Source organism: Pseudonocardia kunmingensis (assembly GCF_006716445.1).
Taxonomy (GTDB): domain Bacteria; phylum Actinomycetota; class Actinomycetes; order Mycobacteriales; family Pseudonocardiaceae; genus Pseudonocardia; species Pseudonocardia kunmingensis.
This window is the reverse complement of record NZ_VFPA01000001.1, coordinates 1,625,492-1,642,650: the sequence shown is the minus strand read 5'-3', so window position 1 is coordinate 1,642,650 and position 17,159 is coordinate 1,625,492. Positions and strand designations below refer to the sequence as shown.

The 17,159-nt window shown below is 69.5% G+C and carries 13 protein-coding genes; 10 read left to right on the top strand and 3 right to left on the bottom strand.

Going from position 1 to position 17,159, the window contains the following annotated elements; genetic code table 11:
* Positions 1-2 precede the first annotated feature (2 nt).
* Positions 3-635, top strand: a complete 633-nt coding sequence (locus FB558_RS07760; protein WP_142049627.1) for an arsenate reductase/protein-tyrosine-phosphatase family protein — start codon at positions 3-5, stop codon at positions 633-635.
* Positions 636-1,410: 775 nt separating this feature from the next.
* Here the strand turns inward: FB558_RS07760 and FB558_RS07755 are convergent.
* On the bottom strand, positions 1,411-2,880 hold the full coding sequence (locus FB558_RS07755; protein WP_142049624.1) for a sugar transferase: 1,470 nt from the start codon (positions 2,878-2,880) through the stop codon (positions 1,411-1,413).
* Between the two features lie 288 nt (positions 2,881-3,168).
* Between FB558_RS07755 and FB558_RS07750 the strand changes: the two genes are divergently transcribed.
* The 8 genes from FB558_RS07750 to FB558_RS07715 all read left to right on the top strand — a co-directional run bounded on the left by FB558_RS07750 (position 3,169) and on the right by FB558_RS07715 (position 13,421).
* Positions 3,169-4,272 (top strand): LCP family protein, encoded by a 1,104-nt coding sequence (locus FB558_RS07750; protein WP_142049621.1) that lies wholly within the window; start codon positions 3,169-3,171, stop codon positions 4,270-4,272.
* Complete coding sequence (locus FB558_RS07745) at positions 4,269-6,260, top strand: tyrosine-protein kinase domain-containing protein (protein WP_170231228.1); 1,992 nt, start codon at positions 4,269-4,271, stop codon at positions 6,258-6,260. The genes FB558_RS07750 and FB558_RS07745 overlap by 4 nt, the downstream gene beginning before the upstream one ends.
* Before the next feature lie 72 nt (positions 6,261-6,332).
* Positions 6,333-7,712: a UDP-glucose dehydrogenase family protein gene (locus tag FB558_RS07740; RefSeq protein WP_142049614.1), complete on the top strand. Its 1,380-nt coding sequence runs from the start codon at positions 6,333-6,335 to the stop codon at positions 7,710-7,712.
* A 1-nt stretch (position 7,713) separates the two neighbouring features.
* Positions 7,714-8,853, top strand: coding sequence for a DUF1972 domain-containing protein (locus FB558_RS07735; protein ID WP_211366184.1), 1,140 nt, complete (start codon positions 7,714-7,716; stop codon positions 8,851-8,853).
* A gap of 10 nt (positions 8,854-8,863) precedes the next feature.
* Positions 8,864-9,661, top strand: coding sequence for a glycosyltransferase family 2 protein (locus FB558_RS07730; protein ID WP_170231227.1), 798 nt, complete (start codon positions 8,864-8,866; stop codon positions 9,659-9,661).
* A 10-nt stretch (positions 9,662-9,671) separates the two neighbouring features.
* On the top strand, positions 9,672-10,832 hold the full coding sequence (locus FB558_RS07725) for a glycosyltransferase family 4 protein (protein WP_142049608.1): 1,161 nt from the start codon (positions 9,672-9,674) through the stop codon (positions 10,830-10,832).
* 46 nt (positions 10,833-10,878) lie between these two features.
* The gene (locus FB558_RS07720; protein ID WP_142049605.1) at positions 10,879-12,156 is read left to right on the top strand and encodes a hypothetical protein; all 1,278 of its coding nucleotides are present in this window, start codon (positions 10,879-10,881) and stop codon (positions 12,154-12,156) included.
* 104 nt (positions 12,157-12,260) lie between these two features.
* Positions 12,261-13,421, top strand: coding sequence for an MATE family efflux transporter (locus tag FB558_RS07715; protein WP_170231226.1), 1,161 nt, complete (start codon positions 12,261-12,263; stop codon positions 13,419-13,421).
* A gap of 889 nt (positions 13,422-14,310) precedes the next feature.
* Here FB558_RS07715 and FB558_RS07710 read toward each other — a convergent pair.
* Both FB558_RS07710 and FB558_RS07705 read right to left on the bottom strand, forming a co-directional pair.
* Positions 14,311-15,189 (bottom strand): phosphotransferase family protein, encoded by an 879-nt coding sequence (locus FB558_RS07710; RefSeq protein ID WP_246106301.1) that lies wholly within the window; start codon positions 15,187-15,189, stop codon positions 14,311-14,313.
* Positions 15,190-15,201: 12 nt separating this feature from the next.
* A complete protein-coding gene (locus FB558_RS07705) occupies positions 15,202-16,449 on the bottom strand; it encodes an NsdA family TPR-like regulatory protein (RefSeq protein WP_142049599.1) in 1,248 nt (415 codons plus the stop codon).
* A gap of 422 nt (positions 16,450-16,871) precedes the next feature.
* Here FB558_RS07705 and FB558_RS07700 point away from each other — a divergent pair, with 422 nt between their 5' ends.
* Entirely contained in the window at positions 16,872-17,096 is a 225-nt protein-coding gene (locus FB558_RS07700; RefSeq protein ID WP_142049595.1) for a hypothetical protein, read from the top strand.
* Positions 17,097-17,159: the final 63 nt, after the last annotated feature.

Here is a 17,159-nt window from a genome sequence, read left to right as displayed (position 1 = left end):
CGATGGCGCGGCACCGGCGGGAGGAGACGCAGTTCCGGCTGCTCTACGTCTGCACGGGCAACATCTGCCGGTCCCCGTTCGCCGAGATCCTGACGCGCCACCTGCTCGTGGGGCGGCTCGGCGGCCGCGGCGCGGCGGCGTTCGACGTGGCCAGCGCGGGCGTGCAGGCCGTCGTGGGCTCGGGGATGCACGCGTCGACGCGCGAGGAGCTGGCGCCGTGGGGCCTGCACCGCGCGGCGGCGGACCGCTTCGTGGCGCGCGGGCTGCAGCCGGACATGATCGAGGACGCCCACCTCGTGCTGGGGGCGAACACCCGGCACCGCGCGGTGGTGGTGGACCGGCAGCCGGCCGCGCTGGCCACGAGCTTCAGCCTGCGGGAGTTCGCGCGCCTGGCCGGCGAGGTCGATCCGGCGCAGCTGCCCACCGAGCCGGTGAGCCGCGCTCACGCCCTGGTGGAGCAGGTGCGCACGCGCCGGGGGGTGTCGCCGCCGAGCCTGCCCGAGGCCGACCGGATCCCCGACCCGATGGGCGGGCCGCCGCAGGCCCACCACGAGGCGGCCGTGCTGATCCGGGAGGCCGTCACGCGGATCGTCGACATGATCGCGCCGCCGGGTCTGGCACGGGCCGGTGCGTGACCACGTACGTCCACGGACCTCGATCCTGCGGCGGCGGGCGGTGCGAGTCGCAGGTCAGGGCTTCTCGGCCGCACCCTTCTCGGCCGGGGTGATCGCCAGGAGTGGCGCCAGGGCGACAGATCTGTCGCTCACCAGGGCGACAGATCTGTCGCTCTCCCACCACTCCTGCTGATCATGGCCGGTCGCGCGTTCCGCGGAACGCGCCGGTGCACGACCGGTCGACGTCATGGGTCTTCGCCCGCGGTCGCAGACCCATGTCGACATGGTCGTGGGATCTCCTGTGGGCGGGCCGTTCCCGGCTCGAGGCCACTGCCGCCCGCCCCGGCACGGTCCTCGGTGCGGTCAGCGCCTACCCCTTGCCCCGCCCGTCGGCGAGGTGGTCGGGTTGGTGCAACTGCCGACTATCGGGGCCGGCCGGGCGGCCGTCCCCGACCTGACCCAGGCCTGTTGGGGACGAGCCCGTCGCTGCTGGGTAGGTGCGCACCTGGCTGTGGTCCCGATCCACCCCGTCCCGGTGATCATCGGACATGTTCGAAGCCGTCCAGGCGCTCGTGATCGGCGGAAACGGGACATGCGCTGCATGGGTGCGGCTCATGTCCCTACTCCGCTGATCAAGGCCCGCTCCCCCGGGAGGAGCGGGGGCGGTGCTGACACCCCCCCGTGTCCCCCTACGCACCCCGATTCAGCCGACGCCACCCGTCGACGGGGTGCGTCGGCGCAGAAGGGGTGCGTCGGCGGCCGCGGACCCGCCGCCGTAAGCCCCCGGTCGACGTTCCTAGTAAGCGCCCCGCCCCCGCGTCACAGCGTTGACCGTCTTCCAGAGGATCATGAAGTCGAGCGTGATCGACCAGTTCTCGACGTAGCGCAGGTCGAGCCGCACCGTCTCCTCCCAGGACAGCTCGCTGCGGCCGCTGACCTGCCAGAGCCCGGTCATCCCGGGCCGGACGAGCAGGCGGCGGCGCGCGTCGTCGCCGTAGGCCTCCACCTCGCGGGGCAGCGGCGGGCGCGGGCCGACGAGCGACATCGCGCCGGTGAGCACGTTGAACAGCTGCGGGAGCTCGTCGAGGGAGTAGCGCCGCAGGACGGCGCCCACGCGCGTGACGCGCGGGTCCTGGCGCATCTTGAACAGCGGCCCGGCGCCCTCGTTGGCGGCGGCGAGGCGGGCGACCTCGCGGTCGGCGTCCACGCGCATCGACCGGAACTTGACCATGCGGAACCGGCTGCCGCCCACCCCGACGCGCTCCTGCAGGAAGAACGCGGGCCCGCCGTCGCTGCGCACGGCGAGGGCGATGGCCAGCAGCAACGGCGCGACGAGCACGATCGCGACCGCCGCCCCGAGCCGGTCGACCGCGTTCTTGAGGATGCGGTGCCCGCCGGAGAAGTTCGGCTGGGTGAGCCGCACGAGGGGCATGCCGTCCACGGGTGTGATGTGCATGCGCGGCCCGGCGATCTCCATCAGCCCCGGGTTGACCACGAGCTCGGTCTGCGTGCCCTCGAGCTGCCAGGCGAGCTCGTGCAGCCGGCGCGGTCCCCAGCCCGGGGACGGCGCGACCGCGACGACCCGGTAGCCCGACGCGCGCACCGCGCCGTTGACGGACGAGAGGTCGCCGACCACCGGGACGCCCTCGACGTGCGCGGCCCCGCCCGGCCCGGCGCCGGTGGGCGTGCAGACGCCCTCGACGGACCAGCCGAAGTGCCGGTCGCGCCGCGTCCGGTGGATCAGGTCGGCCACGGCGTCGTCGCTGCCCACCACGAGCACGGGCAGCACGCACCGGTCGTGGTGGCGCTGGTGGTGCAGCCAGCGGCGCCAGCAGTACCGGGCCGACAGCGCGAGCACGCCGTAGAGGGGGAGCACGAGGAAGACCCACGGGCGGACCGAGTCGACCTGCAGCGCGAGCCCGGCGAGGCCGAGCGCGCCCGCGCTGCCCGTGACGGCGCGCAGCACCCGTCGCAGCTCGGCGGAGCCGTTGCCGAGCACGCGCGGCTCCCACGCCCGCGTGGCGGCGAGCCCGATGACCAGCAGCGCGGCCGCGACCACGCCCGCCACGAGGTGCGCCCGCTCGCCGGGGCCCTCGAGCGTGGTGATCCCCAGCAGCGCGCCGGTGCCGAGGCAGAGCACGAGCAGCGCGACGTCGGTGGTGGAGACCGCGGCGGCGTAGCGGCCCTGCCACTGCTCGGGCGCCCGGCGGGGCGCGGGAACGGTGACGGGCCCGGTGTCGTGCTCCGGCGGCCGGGGGAGCGGCACCGGAGGATGCGCAGCAGCGTGCCGCGCTCCGGACGTTGTCACGGGAGCGATCTCCTCGGGGGGCGCGAGTGACCTCGGGGCGCGGGTGCGGGGTGGGGGGAGCAGCGCGCGGTCGGGTCAGCACGGACGGTGGATGCCCGGTCCTCGTGGCCTCCTCGGAGATCGTTACGGCTCCGGTTGAGCTCTCATCAGCATTGAGGAGAACGCCCCGACCACCGCTAACACGCCGCCCGTCCGTGCGAAGGGTCGTCGACAGCTCCCCGCGTCCCAGGACGGACAAGCACGCCGATGTACGCACGCCAGCAGGGCCCGCAGGCCGAGCCGCACGGCTCTGACCTGCTCGTCCTCGACGACGCCACCGAACCGCGCGGCCTGCCCGCTGTGGTGGCGCGGCGCCGCAGGGGCCGCCGGGTCCTCGCCGGAGTGCTCGTCGTCGCGCTGCTGCTGATCGGCGCAACCGCGACTGCGCTGTTCGTCGCCACGGAGTCGCTGGGCAACAACGTCGCGCGCGTCCCGGACGTCTTCGGCGACCTCGACGCCGCGGCCCGCCCCGCCGACAGCCCCGCGCTCACGTTCCTGCTCGTCGGCAGCGACTCGCGCGCCGACGCGCCCACGACCGGTGCCGGCGCGACCGCCGACGGCGGGTCCGAGCGCAGCGACGTGCTGATGCTCGCCCGCGTCGACCCGGCGCGCACGGGCGCGTCGGTGGTGTCCATCCCGCGCGACAGCTGGGTCGACATCCCCGGGCACGGCGAGAACAAGATCAATGCGGCGTACGCGTTCGGCGGCCCGTCGCTGCTCGTCCGCACCGTCGAGCAGCTGACCGGCATCCGCGTCGACCACCTCGCGGTCATCGACTTCGCCGGCTTCCGCGCCATGGTCGACGCCGTCGGCGGCATCCGGGTGCGCGTCGCGGAGGCCACCGAGAACGAGGGTGTGCGCTTCCACCAGGGCGTCAACGAGCTCGACGGCGCCGCGGCGCTGGCCTACGTCCGGCAGCGCCACGGCCTGCCCCGCGGCGACATCGACCGCGCCGCACGTCAGCAGAACGCCCTGCGCGCGCTGCTGGACAAGGCGGCGTCCGCGGGGATGCTCACCGACCCGGTGCCGCTCTACCGGCTGCTCGACGCCGTGAGCCGCTCGGTGAGCGTCGACGACACCCTCAGCAACGGCGGGATCCGCGAGCTCGGCTTCGAGGTGCGCGGCCTGCGGCCGTCGGGGCTGACGTTCGTCGGAGCACCCGTGCGCGGCCTGGGCCGGGAAGGCGACCAGTCGGTCGTGTACCTCGACGACGCCCGCTCGAGCGAGCTGTGGAACGCGGTGCAGACCGACGCACTGGCGGCATACACCCGGCGCAACCCCACCGACACCCTGGGAGAAACCCCTCCGTGACGATCCAGGACTACTTGCGGGTGCTCCGCGAGCAGTGGCTCGTCGTGCTGCTCGCCGTGGTGCTCGGCCTCGCCGGCGCCGCCGCCGCGTTCTTCGTGCGCCCGCCCGAGTACACCGCGCGCCTCACGATGTACGTGTCGTCGCAGGGCGGCGACTCGGCCAGCGCCGCGTACCAGGGCGCGCAGCTGTCGCAGCAGCGCGTCACGTCCTACGTCGAGCTGGTCACCAGCCTGCGCGTGAGCGAGGAGGTGGCCCAGCAGCTGCAGCTCACCGAGTCGCCCGAGGCGCTGTCGAAGCAGATCACGGCCACGAGCGCGCTGGACTCCGTGCTGATCGACGTCGCCGTCGTCGACGCCGACCCGGCCCGCGCCGCCGAGCTGGCCAACACCGTCGGCGAGGTCTTCACCGGCCTGGTCGACGAGCTGGAGCGCCCGGTCGACCCGGCCGCGCCGCAGGCCGTCGCCGTCCGGGTGGTGCAGCCGGCGGCGCCGCCGAGCACGCCGTCGTCCACCGGCCTGCCGGTGACGCTCGCACTCGGCCTGCTCGCGGGCCTGGCCGTCGGGGTCGGCGGGGCGCTGGCCCGCAACGCCCTGGACACGTCGGTGAAGTCGCCGGAGATGCTGCGCGACGCCGCCGGCGCGCCGAACCTGGGCACGATCGCGCACGACGCGCAGGTGCCCAAGCGCCCGCTCACGGTGCACGAGGACCCGCAGTCGCCGCGGGCGGAGGCGTTCCGGCAGCTGCGGACGAACCTGCAGTTCGTCGATGTCGACAACCCGAACAAGGTCCTCGTGGTCACCAGCGCGATGCCGAGCGAGGGCAAGACCACCACGATCGTCAACCTGGCTATCGCGCTGGCGTCGGCCGGCAGCCGGATCCTGCTGATCGAAGCCGACCTCCGCCGCCCGAAGGCCGCCGACCTGCTGGGCCTCGAGCGCACGGCAGGCCTCACGAGCGTGCTGTCCGGCCGTGCGGCCGCGGAACAGGTGATCCAGCCGTGGGGCGGGGGCATGTTCGACGTGCTCGCCAGCGGGCCGCTGCCGCCCAACCCCAGCGAGCTGCTCGCCTCCCGGCACATGGAGGAGATGCTGCGAGAGCTGCGGGAGCACTACGACGTGATCCTGATCGACACGCCGCCGCTGCTGCCCGTCACCGACGCCGCCGCCGTCGCTCCCGCGACCGACGGCGCGATCCTCGCCTGCCGCTTCAAGCAGACCACCCGCTTCCAGGTGGAGACCGCCGTCCAGGCTTTGGAGGCCGTCTCCGCGCCGCTGCTGGGCACCGTGTTCACGATGGTGCCGAACTCCGGCCCCCGCGCGTACGCGCAGTACAACTCCTACTACCGCTCCGCCCAGCCGATCACTCCGGCGGCCCCGCCGACACCGGTCGCGGACACCCCGCGCCGCGCCCCGGAGCCGACCAACGCCCGGCGTGCACCCGTCGCGAGCACCGGGCCCCGCCCGGTCGCACCGCTCAACGGGCACCGCGAACCGGCAGTGACGAACGGGCATCGCGAGCCGGTCGCGACGAACGGGCACCGAGAGCCGGTACCGGTGAACGGGCACCGAGAGCCGGCGCCGGTGAACGGGCACCGAGAGCCGGCGCCGGTGAACGGGCACCGTGAGGCGGCGCCGACGAACGGACACCACGGCCCGACGTCCTCGAACGGGCATCGCGAGCCCGCGTCGACGAGCGGGCTCCGCGTGGTGGCCTCGCCCAACGGGCACCAGGAGCAGGCGGAGCCGAACGGGCGGCGTGCCGTTCCGGTGGCGCCCGAGAACCGTGGTGGCCGCCGCGCTGCGCCCCCGAACAGCCGCCGCGAGCCGTCCGGGACGAACGGCCACCACGCGCCGCCGGAGTTCGAGGAGCCCTACGACGCCGACAGCGCTCACCCACCGCTGCCGCGCCGCAACACCCACCACCGCTCGCCCCATCCGGGCACGAACGGGACGTTCACGCGTCCCAGCCCCACAGCCCGCGGCCGCTAGCCCGGCCCCACGAACGCAGCGGGCCCCCTCGGGAGGGCGCCGTCCACGAGTAGCCGAGGAGGCTGCATCCCAGTGTTCGCACGTCGCATCGCAGTGGTGGGAACCGGATACGTCGGCCTGACGACCGGCGCCTGCCTCGCGTCGCTCGGTCACCGCGTGGTCTGCGCGGACGTCGACGAGGACAAGGTCGATCGCCTGCGCGCCGGCGAGATCGGCATCCGCGAGGACGGCCTGGCCGAGCTGGTGAGCGAGGGCGTGGCCGCCGGCCGGCTCTCGTTCGTCGTCGGCGCAGGCACCGCCCTGAAGGAACTGGAGGCGGACGGCAACCCCGTCGAGGTCATGTTCCTCTGCGTCCCGACCCCGATGGGAGTGGGCGGCATCGCCGACCTGACCGCCGTCGAGGCCGTGGTGGAGGAGACGCGGGCGCAGCTCCCGCCGGGCTGCGTGGTGGTGAACAAGTCGACCGTGCCGGTCGGCACGGCCGCCCGCACGGCGGAGCTGTTGGAACGCGAGGACGTGGCCGTGGTGAGCAACCCGGAGTTCCTCCGCGAGGGCTCGGCCGTGCACGACTTCCTGCACCCCGACCGCATCGTCGTCGGATCCACCTCCCAGGACGCCGCAGAACGCGTGGCAGCCCTCTACGCCCGCCTGGGCGCCCCGATGGTCCTCACGGACGCGGCGAGCGCCGAGATGATCAAGTACGCCGCCAACTGCTTCCTGGCGATGAAGCTGTCGTACGTCAACGCGATCGCGGAGCTGTGCGAGCGGCTGGACGCCGACGTGGCGGACGTGACCGAGGGCATGGGTTATGACAAGCGCATCGGCCAGGCCTTCCTGTCGCCGGGTCCGGGGTGGGGCGGCTCGTGCCTGCCGAAGGACACCCACGCGTTGCTGCAGGTGGCGGACGCGGCGGACTTCGAATTCCGGCTGCTGAGGGCGACGATCGACACGAACACCCGGCAGTTCCAGCGGATGGTGGACAAGATCCGGCTGGCGGTGACGGGGAAGCGGAACGGGTCGCTGGCGAAGAAGAAGATCGCGCTGTTCGGGCTGACGTTCAAGGCTGGCACGGATGATCTGCGGGACTCGCCGGCGCTGGCGGTGGCGGCGTTGTTGAAGCAGGCCGGGGCGGAGTTGGCTGCCTACGATCCCGGGGTCCGCACGGCGGCCGCGATTAGTGAGGCCTGGTTGCTCACCGTTCTCGATGACCCGTACTCCGCGGCAGCCGGTGCTAATGCAATTGTCGTGCTCACCGAGTGGTCGGAATTTCGGCTGCTCGACTGGCGGCGGGTCGCCCGCGACGCATGCGAACCATTGGTGATCGATACTCGGAACTTGCTCGACGAGGCGGTGCTTGCGCGGGCCGCAATTCGGCATGTGTGCCTCGGTCGGCCGCGTACAGCGCACGCTCTCACGCCGCCCGTGGCCGCCGCCTCGTCGAGGACGGACTGACATGTCCGAACAGATCAGTCCAAGCGTCACCATCATTGGAAGCCGTGGTTACCCTAGTTACTACGGTGGTTTCGAGACGCTCGTCCGCAAGCTTGCGCCGTACCTGGCCGAACACGGCTGGCGGGTGACGGTGTATGGGCGTGAGCAGCTCGCCGGCGATCGCCGCGATGAGGCGCATCCTGGTGTCAAGACAACAGTGACCTGGGGTATGGATTCCAAGTCACTCAGCACGTTGACTTATGGGCTCTCGGCATCGGTCGACGCAGCTCGTAGGAAGCCTGACGTCGCGCTCGTGCTCAATGTCGCCAACGGCTTCTACCTGCCGATGCTCAAGCTGCGGGGTGTGCCAACGCTCGTGAACGTCGATGGGATCGAGTGGGAGCGTGACAAGTGGGGTCGGGCCGCTCGGGCGCTCTTTCGGGCGGGCGCACGGTGCACTGCTGCCGCCGCCGACGCGCTGATCCTCGACTCAGCAGCGATTGCGCAGCAGTGGAGCCGCGACTTCGGCCGCAGTGGGTACTTCATTCCGTACGGCGGCGAGCAACTCGACGATGTCACGCCGCCTCTAGGCCTTGCGCGGCGTGGCTACGTGCTGATGGTCGCGAGACTGGTGCCGGAGAACAGCGTTGGCGCGTTTCTTGAGGCGGCCCGGGAGATTTCGCGCCGCTGGCCCGTCGTCGTGGTTGGTTCCTCTGGGTACGGCGGCGCCTTCGAGCAGGAGCTGACTGATCTGACCAGTGAACAGCAAGACATTCGCTGGCTGGGACACGTGAGCGACGACAATCTGCTATTTGCCCTGTGGAACAACGCGGGGGCGTATTTTCACGGCCACAGCGTGGGTGGGACGAATCCCGCGCTGGTGCAGGCGATGCATTGTGGTGCACCCACCGTGGCGCGCGAGACCGTGTATAACCGTGAGGTCCTGGACGAGTGCGGCCTATATGTCGAGCCGGTCGCCGCCGGGATCACGTCCCGCATCTTCCAGCTGATGGACAATTCCGAGCAGCAGGAGAAATTGGCACGGCTGGCTCGGGATCGGGCGGCCCGGACGTATGGCTGGAATTCTGTTATGGAGAGCTACCGGCTAGCACTTGACGATGTGCAAGCCAACTGTCGGAGAGTTCGGTGGTCTCATGTCTAGTTCGTTGTGTGTGGTTATTCCGACCTATCAGGCGGGCTGCCTGATAGGACGATGCCTGGACAGCGTCGAACGGCATCTTCCGGATGTCGAGATAATTGTAGTTGACAATGCCAGCACCGACGACACGGTGCCTCGAGTCGAGCAGCACGGGGTGCGCTTGATTCGGAACGGATCGAATCTCGGGTTCGGCACGGCGTGTAACCGAGGGGTGGATGCCGCCACTGCGGAGCACATCGTTCTACTCAATCAGGACGTCGTGCTGGAGAGCAGTCTCGCAGACGCCCAGCGGATACTGGATTCGGTGACATGGGTGGGGGCCGTCGGTGGAACGATGACTGACTCGGCCGGTCAGACGCGGCCGAACGCATACCGCTACCCCCGACTGGACAACGTCGTGTGGAGGCGTCGCTCCCACGACCGGCGCGCGATGCATGCGTTAACGAACGGCGAACCGCTGATCAGCGTCGACTACTTCGAGTTCTCGCTCGCAGTATTGCGCCGTGCCGACTATCTGCGGATGGGCGGCTTCGACGAGCGCTATTTTATGTACGGCGAGGAGCGGGATCTGATGTATAGACTCGCTCGGGCGGGGTTACGGGCGGTGCTCTCGCCACTTGTGCGATACGTTCACGACGGCGGTTACAGTGATGCCCGTCGGCAGCTCGTCATTGACGGGCAGCTTCGCTTCGTGGCTGACCATGGAAATCGTCGTCAGCGAATCGTATACCCTCGCCTGCTGGCGCTGAAGAGCGCTGTGCGAACCAGACAAGTGCACCGGACAGTCTCCGCGGACCGCAGTGTGTCCTAGGGCGGGCAGGATGGTGCAGCGTGTGTTGTTTGTGCACAGCTCCGCAGAGCTCTACGGTTCCGATCGGAGCTTGGCAGAACTCTGTGCGGAGTATGTACGCCGCGGACTGGCAGTTGCCGTCGTGGTTCCGTCGGACGGCCCGTTGGTCCCGCTCCTGAGGGGCAGTGGGGTGCGTACCATCGTTGCACCGGCTGCGGCCAAGTTGGACCGATCGACCCTTCGGCAGGTGCGGTCTTCGGTCAAGCTGCTGGGCCGCCTTGTCGACACCTTCCGGCTGGCTGCCCGGCTGGGTCGAGCGGACGTGGTGCACTCGAACACCACCGGTGTGCTCGGAGGGCCAGTGCTCGCCGGACTGCTCCGAGCACCGCACGTCTGGACTGTGCGTGAGATTATCGAGCGTCCGGCAGCGGTGAGGAAAGCCATCGGGTCGGCGCTGCGCTTCGGCAGCAAGGCAGTGACCTACAACAGCCGCGCCACCGCCGAGTTCTGGCTGACAGTTGCGCCGACGCTCGCGATGAAAAGTACCGTAGTAGCCAACCAGGTGTCCGTTCCTAACGAGCTCGCGCGGCGCTGTGAGGCACGGACCCAGCTCGGGCTCGGCCCCGACGACGTCGTCGTCGCGATCCTGGGGCGCATCAATGAATGGAAAGGTCACGACGTCCTGTTGTCGGCCTTCGAAAAACTGGCAGCGCGGTGGCCACATCTCCGACTGCTAATCGCTGGCAGCGCGCCGCCTGGACAGGAATGGCGCGTCGACGCGCTACGGGATCGAATGGAGTCTGCGTCGTTTGCGGCGCGGGTGCAGTTCGTCGGATTCTTGCCCGAGCCGGGCCCGGTGTACGCAGCGGCTGACATCGTGGTGGTCCCCAGCACCCGCCCTGAGCCGTTCGGACGCGTCGCTGTGGAGGCCGCGCACTACGGGGTACCTGTGGTGGCGGCGGAGCACGGCGGCCTACGGGAGATCGTGCACCACGAGGAGACCGGGTTGCTGGTTGCGCCCGGCAGCGCCACGGATCTCGCAGCCACGCTGTCCCGGCTCGCCGGCGACGAGGCGCTGCGCATGCATCTCGGCACCGAGGCGCAGCGTCGTGCACGTGGCTTCTCGGTTGAGGCGATTGCTGATCAGTACCTCGAGGTCTACCGACGTGCTGCCAACGACGCGGGTGCCTAGCGCTGGGGCCGGTACCGATACCGACCGTCGGCCGACGGCCCTCTGCGTGCTCGTGTTCGCTGGTGTCGTCGCGGCCGAGTTGGCGCCGCCAGAGATCAGCATGTTGATCAGTGTGGCCGCGCTGGTCGCCGCCGTGGTGACGGCCCGGACGCTCGTCTGGCGATGTCGGCCGGGCATAGCGCTAGTCTTCCCGGTACTCGCAGTCGCCGGGACGCTGCCGCTGTGGGGCCAGCCCGACTTGTTCACGATGCGGGACTACGTGCGCGACCTGATGATCCTAGGGGCCACCGCTGCGTTCATGATCCTGGGTCAGGTGCTCGGATCAACCGAACGGCTTTTGGTCGCGGGCCTGCGGACGCTTTACGCGGGCGGCCTGTGTCTCGCCGTCGTGCACCTGATCCGGGTCGGGGCCGGTGGCTTCGCCTTCGGCACCGCCGAGGAGCTGCGCGATGCGGCGGGTCGCGGTGCCGTGCTGGAGGTACTCGCGTTGGCTTCGGCATACCTCCTGGCCCGACTGGGATACCGCGTTGTCGCCCGCGTCCCGCACTGGCTAGTTGTCGGGGCGAATGCAGTCATCGTCCTGTCGATCATCACAAGCCTGTCTCGCGGGCTGGTCCTCGACTCAGCCATCTTCGTGCTTGTTGCGGCGACGGAAAGGATGCTGTTCCGGACAAGGTCACATCGGGGAGGGGGGGTGCGCTCGGGACTCGGTGTCGGTCTGACCGTCGCACTTCTGATTACGATTGCGGTGGCAGTCCCGCTGCGCACGCACATCGAGCCCGCCGTGGCGAACTACGTGCTCAAGATAGAAAATAGCTGGTCCGAACTGGACTCCGATCTGGTCGCGGCCTCGCGCAATCAGGTCACTCAGAACTACCGGGCCTACGAATCAAGCCGCGCGCTGGCGCAGTTCCGGGATGCAGGCGTGGTCGAGAAGATCATCGGTGCCGGGTGGGGAAGTTCGGTGTATCTGGTCGCTGACACCGCGTCGTCGACTGCGACGTTCACGAGGCGGGAGGCGCCGATTCTGCACAACGGCTACCTTTACTACCTAACAAAGTCTGGAGTGCTGGGTCTCAGCCTGTACGTGTTGCTGCTCGTCGTGGCCGCCTGGACGGCGATGCGGTGCTGGGTGCGCAGCGAACCCGAGCCTGTCCGTGCTCGAGCCAGCATGCTCCTGGCGCTGGTTATCGTGCTGACCGCCAGCACGATAACAGTGAGCGGTTTCGCGAGTAAGTCGTCGTTCTACTGCCTGGCCTTCCTCATGGGGCTGCTGTTGGTCGGGCAGCGCGACGCATCCGCGCGGACCAGGGGTTACGCGTGACAAGTGGGGCGTGGGCCGACGTGCGCGCATCGCTTCGCGGCTCTCCGTGGTATCTGCTATTCACCTTGGCCGGGGCTGCCTTGGCGGTCGCACAGCTTCTGATGATGCCGCAGCTGCTCGATCCCGTGCAGTTCAGCATCGCACTGCTCGCCTTCTCGGTGACTCAGGCGATGCTGCAGTTCGGGGATGTTGGACACGGCAACGCTGCGATGCGAGCTGATCTGCCCGGCGCGGCGCGGCAGGATCTGCGCAGCAGTGGTCTGGCGATCGCCTATACGGTCGGCTTAGTACTGGCGGTGGCTATCGTGCTGATCGGGGTTCTCACGGGCTCTAGAGCGGACGTGGTCGGCGCGCTCGCCGTGGCGGCTATAGCTGGCGCGCTATTGATGAACGGTAAGATGGCAGCGAACGAGGCGATCCACGCGGGCGCAGGATCACGTGCAATGCGCCTGGCGTTCTCCTGGCAGAACTCACCAAAGATGGGGCAGTTGGCGGGGACGCTGACTGGTTCCGGGCTGGGCGTCGTCGTTGCCGGTCTCGTGTCGGCGATGGCTGTCACCCGTGTGCGATGGGTGCGCCCGCAAGCGGGTTGGCGTTCACTGTGGGCGAACTGTTCGTGGTGGGCCCCGGGAGTCGTCGTCTCGTTGTGCGCCTTCCTGTTGAGCTGGGCAGATACCTACTTGATCGCCTCAACCCTCGGCCTCGCCGAGGCTGGGATGTACCAAGCCGTGTACCGCCCGATGCTTGGTGTCACCTACGTTGTGTTCCCGGCGCTTTCGCTCCTGCAGGCCGCAGAGAACCGGGGTGATCGTGGCCGGGTGCGGGTCCTCGGTTGCGGTGTCATCCTCGTGGCCTCCGCCGTTCTTGGGGTTTTATCCATGCTGCTTGTCAGGCATGGCTCTACTGTGTGGCCCGAGTACAAGTTCCCTGCGGTGCTGACGGCGACGGTGGCTATGACGGTATTCATGTTTTGTGGGTCGGCTATAGCTGGTGCACTGTTGTTGGTTCGAGGGGCGACACGATGGTTGATCATTGCGAATGTGGCTGCCCTGGCCGTGATGGTGTCCGGGTTTGCTGGGTTGCCAGTGGTCGGAATCAACATCTCGCCGATTTCGGTCGCGACCGTGTCGCTACTTGCGTGGACGACGGCTGCGGTTATGCAGGCCGTGGGTTTGTGCTCGGCGCCCGAGCGGCGGCGGTTCCGCCGCTGGCCGCCGCGGCGATCGTTACGCGATAGCTCAGAGCAGCGTGCCTCTCGTACGTGATATCGCCCACCGCCGCAAAAATGCGCGGGCTCGAGTTGCGAATGCACACCACGGACGGCTGGGGGACGGGGCGAGCCCGTCGATCTGGAAGCTCTCGGCCTCCGGCCCTCGCTCGGCGCATGCCGTCGCCGCGGTGAGCGGCAGGATGGAGGCCGTGACGATGCCCAGCGGGAGCGTAGTGATCAGGTCGTCGCGCGGGTAGCTGCGACTGTAGTGCCACCGCGGCAATAGTGGGCTTCGACGAGTGCGGTAAGCCGCACATCGTCGCCACGATCGCGGTGATCACCATTCTGGTGTAGATGCGGCGGGATGTTGCCGCCGGTGCACCCATCCGGTGATCACGGCCCCGACTCGGCCGCCTCGGCGCCGTCCCGAGCGTCGGTAAAGCCACCTTCGCTGCAGGAGACGACATCAAGGTGGCTTTGCTTACGTTTCAGTCTTCCTCCGCGGCGGCTACGCGAGACACGCGGCAGCGGAAACCGTGCGTTGGAGACCGGTCCACCACCGAACCGCTGTCATGGGCTCGCTGGCTCCCCGGGGGCGACTGTATTCGTCGCGGCGGACGCATCACAAGGAGCGAGCGCGGCTCGCGCACGTGATCGACCCGCCGGAGACTTCGCGGAGAATCTCGGCTCGCCGATGCACACACCACGGTCGCCTGTGGGCTCTTAAAGCAACGAGGATGATATCCCGCTCCTGGGGACGAGATCTGATCCGAGAGAATGGCTCTTCCATTTGAATTGCTAACATCGACGGCTTCGACTGACAAAGCTGGCAGCAGGAGGGCACCGCTGCGGTTCTATCCATTGATCCTCTGGTCTGGAGGTCGCAAGTTGGCGACCTTCGATGTCGAAGCCGGCAGTCCATACCATGACGAGCAAGCGCACCTTCAGAACGCGGTCCACGTCCAGGGTTTCGGGACAGCGCCGCGGATGCAGGCTACGCGGTGCCGTATCTCGGGGATGGCCAGTGGCTCATCGGCCTTGCTGAGTGCGAAGGCAACCCAACGCAGTTCCTGGACCGCGGCTGCGAGCGGGTAGGCGGGCCAGGCGAAGACGTCGTCCCCGTAGGAACCGACGAAGTCGGCGTACTCGTCGTGGCTGATTCGCGCGAAGTCCGTGTGGTCGACGGCGATCTGAACGAGATCCCAGGCTGCGTCGCCGAGAGAGACGTTCTCGAAGTCGAGCAGGATGGGCGGGCTGTCGTCGACGACGGCGAGGTTGCCTTGCCACGCGTCGCCGTGCAGGAGCCGGGGTGGACGGAACGGTGCCTGTTGCGCGAACTCCTCGCGGAGTCGAGCGAGGTGGCGGGAGAGCCATCCGCGTTCGTCGTCGGACAGCGCTCGGGTCTCGTGGATGCGCGTCGAGATCCCGTGGAACGGGTCGTGACGGGGAAGCGCGAACGACGGCGGCGGAAGGGCGTGGACGTCATGCAGAACGGCGCCGAGCTCGCGGGGTGTGCCCGGCCGGTGCGGAGGGAGGGCCGCCCACCAGGTGACGGGACGTTCCCCGACCAGCGTCGGCTGGGGCACGCCCGGCAAAGGTGTTGTGACCGCGAGGCCTTCGGCAGCGAGCCAGCGGGCGACGCGGACCTCGCGTTCGGCGATCGTCGCGCGGCCGGCGGGTGCGACCCGTGCGATGACGGCTCCGGGGAGGCGGAACATCGCGTTGCTGCCGTTTCGAAGGAGGCGCGGCTCGCTGCCGTCGATCCCGGCGAGGCCTGCCGCCTCGGTCACAATCTCTTCGAGTGTCTCGGTGGGGATCGGCACCCTCCGATCCTCTCAGGAGCGGCGAGGCAACGCTTCGATCATCTGTCGCAACTCGACGGTCGAGCCGGTTGGCCGAGTTCGGGACGCCGCGGCGAGCGCGGACAGCTCGTGCCTTATCCGCTCTGAACGGAATTGTGCTGCCTCCCTGACTGCGACTCGACCGATGGTCGACGCCTCGACAGGGTCACCGAGCTTCATGAGCAGCGTCGCCAGCCGGGTCCTCGAGAAGGTGCGTGATCGCGGGTATGCGTCTCCCGCGGACTTGACAGCTTCGGCCAGGCGCGCGGCCGCGGGCAGGGGATCACGTAGGGCCTCGGCGAGTACCGCGAGGACGCAACCTGTGCTCCCTTGGTGCTCTGCCTTGTCGTAGTAGCACAGCCATGGTGGATCGACGGCCGGATCGGAGCGGGTCATCCAGTCGTCAGCGCGAGTGATCTCGTCCGCTGCCTCCGCTTGGCGGCCGAGGTGCGCGAGCGCCCGGGCGCGCAGCATGCCCGTCATCGCCTGCGCGGTGGCGGTGAGCCGATCCGAGCGGACCTGCGCCAGCTCGACCAGCGAGAGCGCGTCGTCGAACCGTCGCCCGTGAGCCGCGGTTCGCGCCATCTCCGCGAGGACGTTGGAGCGGAGCGGCCAAGACCCAGCGTCGTTCGCGCATCGCAAGGCGAACTGGAAGCACTTCTTCGCCGCCTTGTGATCGCCGACGTCGAACGCGGTGAACGCGACCACGCCGGCCATGTTCCCGACCGCCTCCGCCATGGCGCTGCGCACCGCGTTGGACGTGGGAACGGACAGCAGTTCGGCCGTCGCCCGCAGCTGTGAGACCGCTGCGTGGCACGTGACACCGCCGCCGAAGAGGTTCTCCGATCTCGCCAGCACGGTCGTCGCGTTTCGAACCTGCTCGACTTCCGGCCATCCGGCGCGTGCGGGGGCGGGGAGGTGTACCTCCAACTCGCCGAGCTCGTCGTGTCCCGTCGCGGGGCCGCGGGGAGTGGGGCGGAACCCGAGCCCGCCGTCCGTCGCTCCGAGCACCTTTCGCAGAGCCGAGCGGTACGCGGCGTTCGGCCACCGCACTGCGCCGCGCTCGTACCGGGCGATGGTGTGGGCGTCGAGCGCATAGCGGCGGCCCGTGCTCTGCCAGAGTTCCGCGTTGACCGCTTCGGCGAGTTCTGCCCGGCTCATCGCCGCGCCCGGGATCGAGGTCGATGGCCGGGACTCGCGCAGCGCACGCAGCCTGGTGTTCGGCTCCACGGCACCCCCCACGAGCGCGAGCGTAGCGGCCACGCTCGGCGATATGACGACTACAGAATGCCCCAAGTTGCCCGCCGGTGTGCCCTCCCTCCACAGGCCGGAGAGTCAGATGCTCGTGGCGGTGGGACGAGCGGGGCAGGACGACCCAGGGACGCGGTCGCGCCTCGTCAGATGCATCGCCCTGAGCCCGTTTTGACTGACACAGATCGGTGGAGATCACATGCACAACGGCACGGATCCGTCGTCCGGCGTGGCCGGCTGCATCGACGCCGCTGCACGCTTCCTCGCCGCGCAGCCCGGGGCCGTCGAGCGGATGTTGAGCATGCACCGCCCCCGCGGGGATGGGCGCTGCTCCGCGTGCCGACCACTGGTGCACTGGCCGTGCACGATGGCGAACATCGCGCGCGCCGCGGCAGCGCGGAGCCACCCGGTCCATGGAGAGCGCTGACCGCGGAGCCGCCGACTCCCTGTGGGACACCTGCGTGGTCTACGTCGAGCGGCGGCAACGGTGGTGGTGGAACGCGTGGCGCCCGTCCACGGTCACCGAGCTGTCCGGGTTCGCCGAGTCCGAGGAGCAGGCGCGTCGGGAGATGGCGCGAGCGGTGGTGGCGGCCGGGCCGTCACCCTCCACGCACGTCGTGCGCTCCGCGTACCCGTGAGCCTTCCGAACTCGACCTCCTGCCACCCGGCGACAGTGCGCTGGTGGATCAACGCCCGGCAGC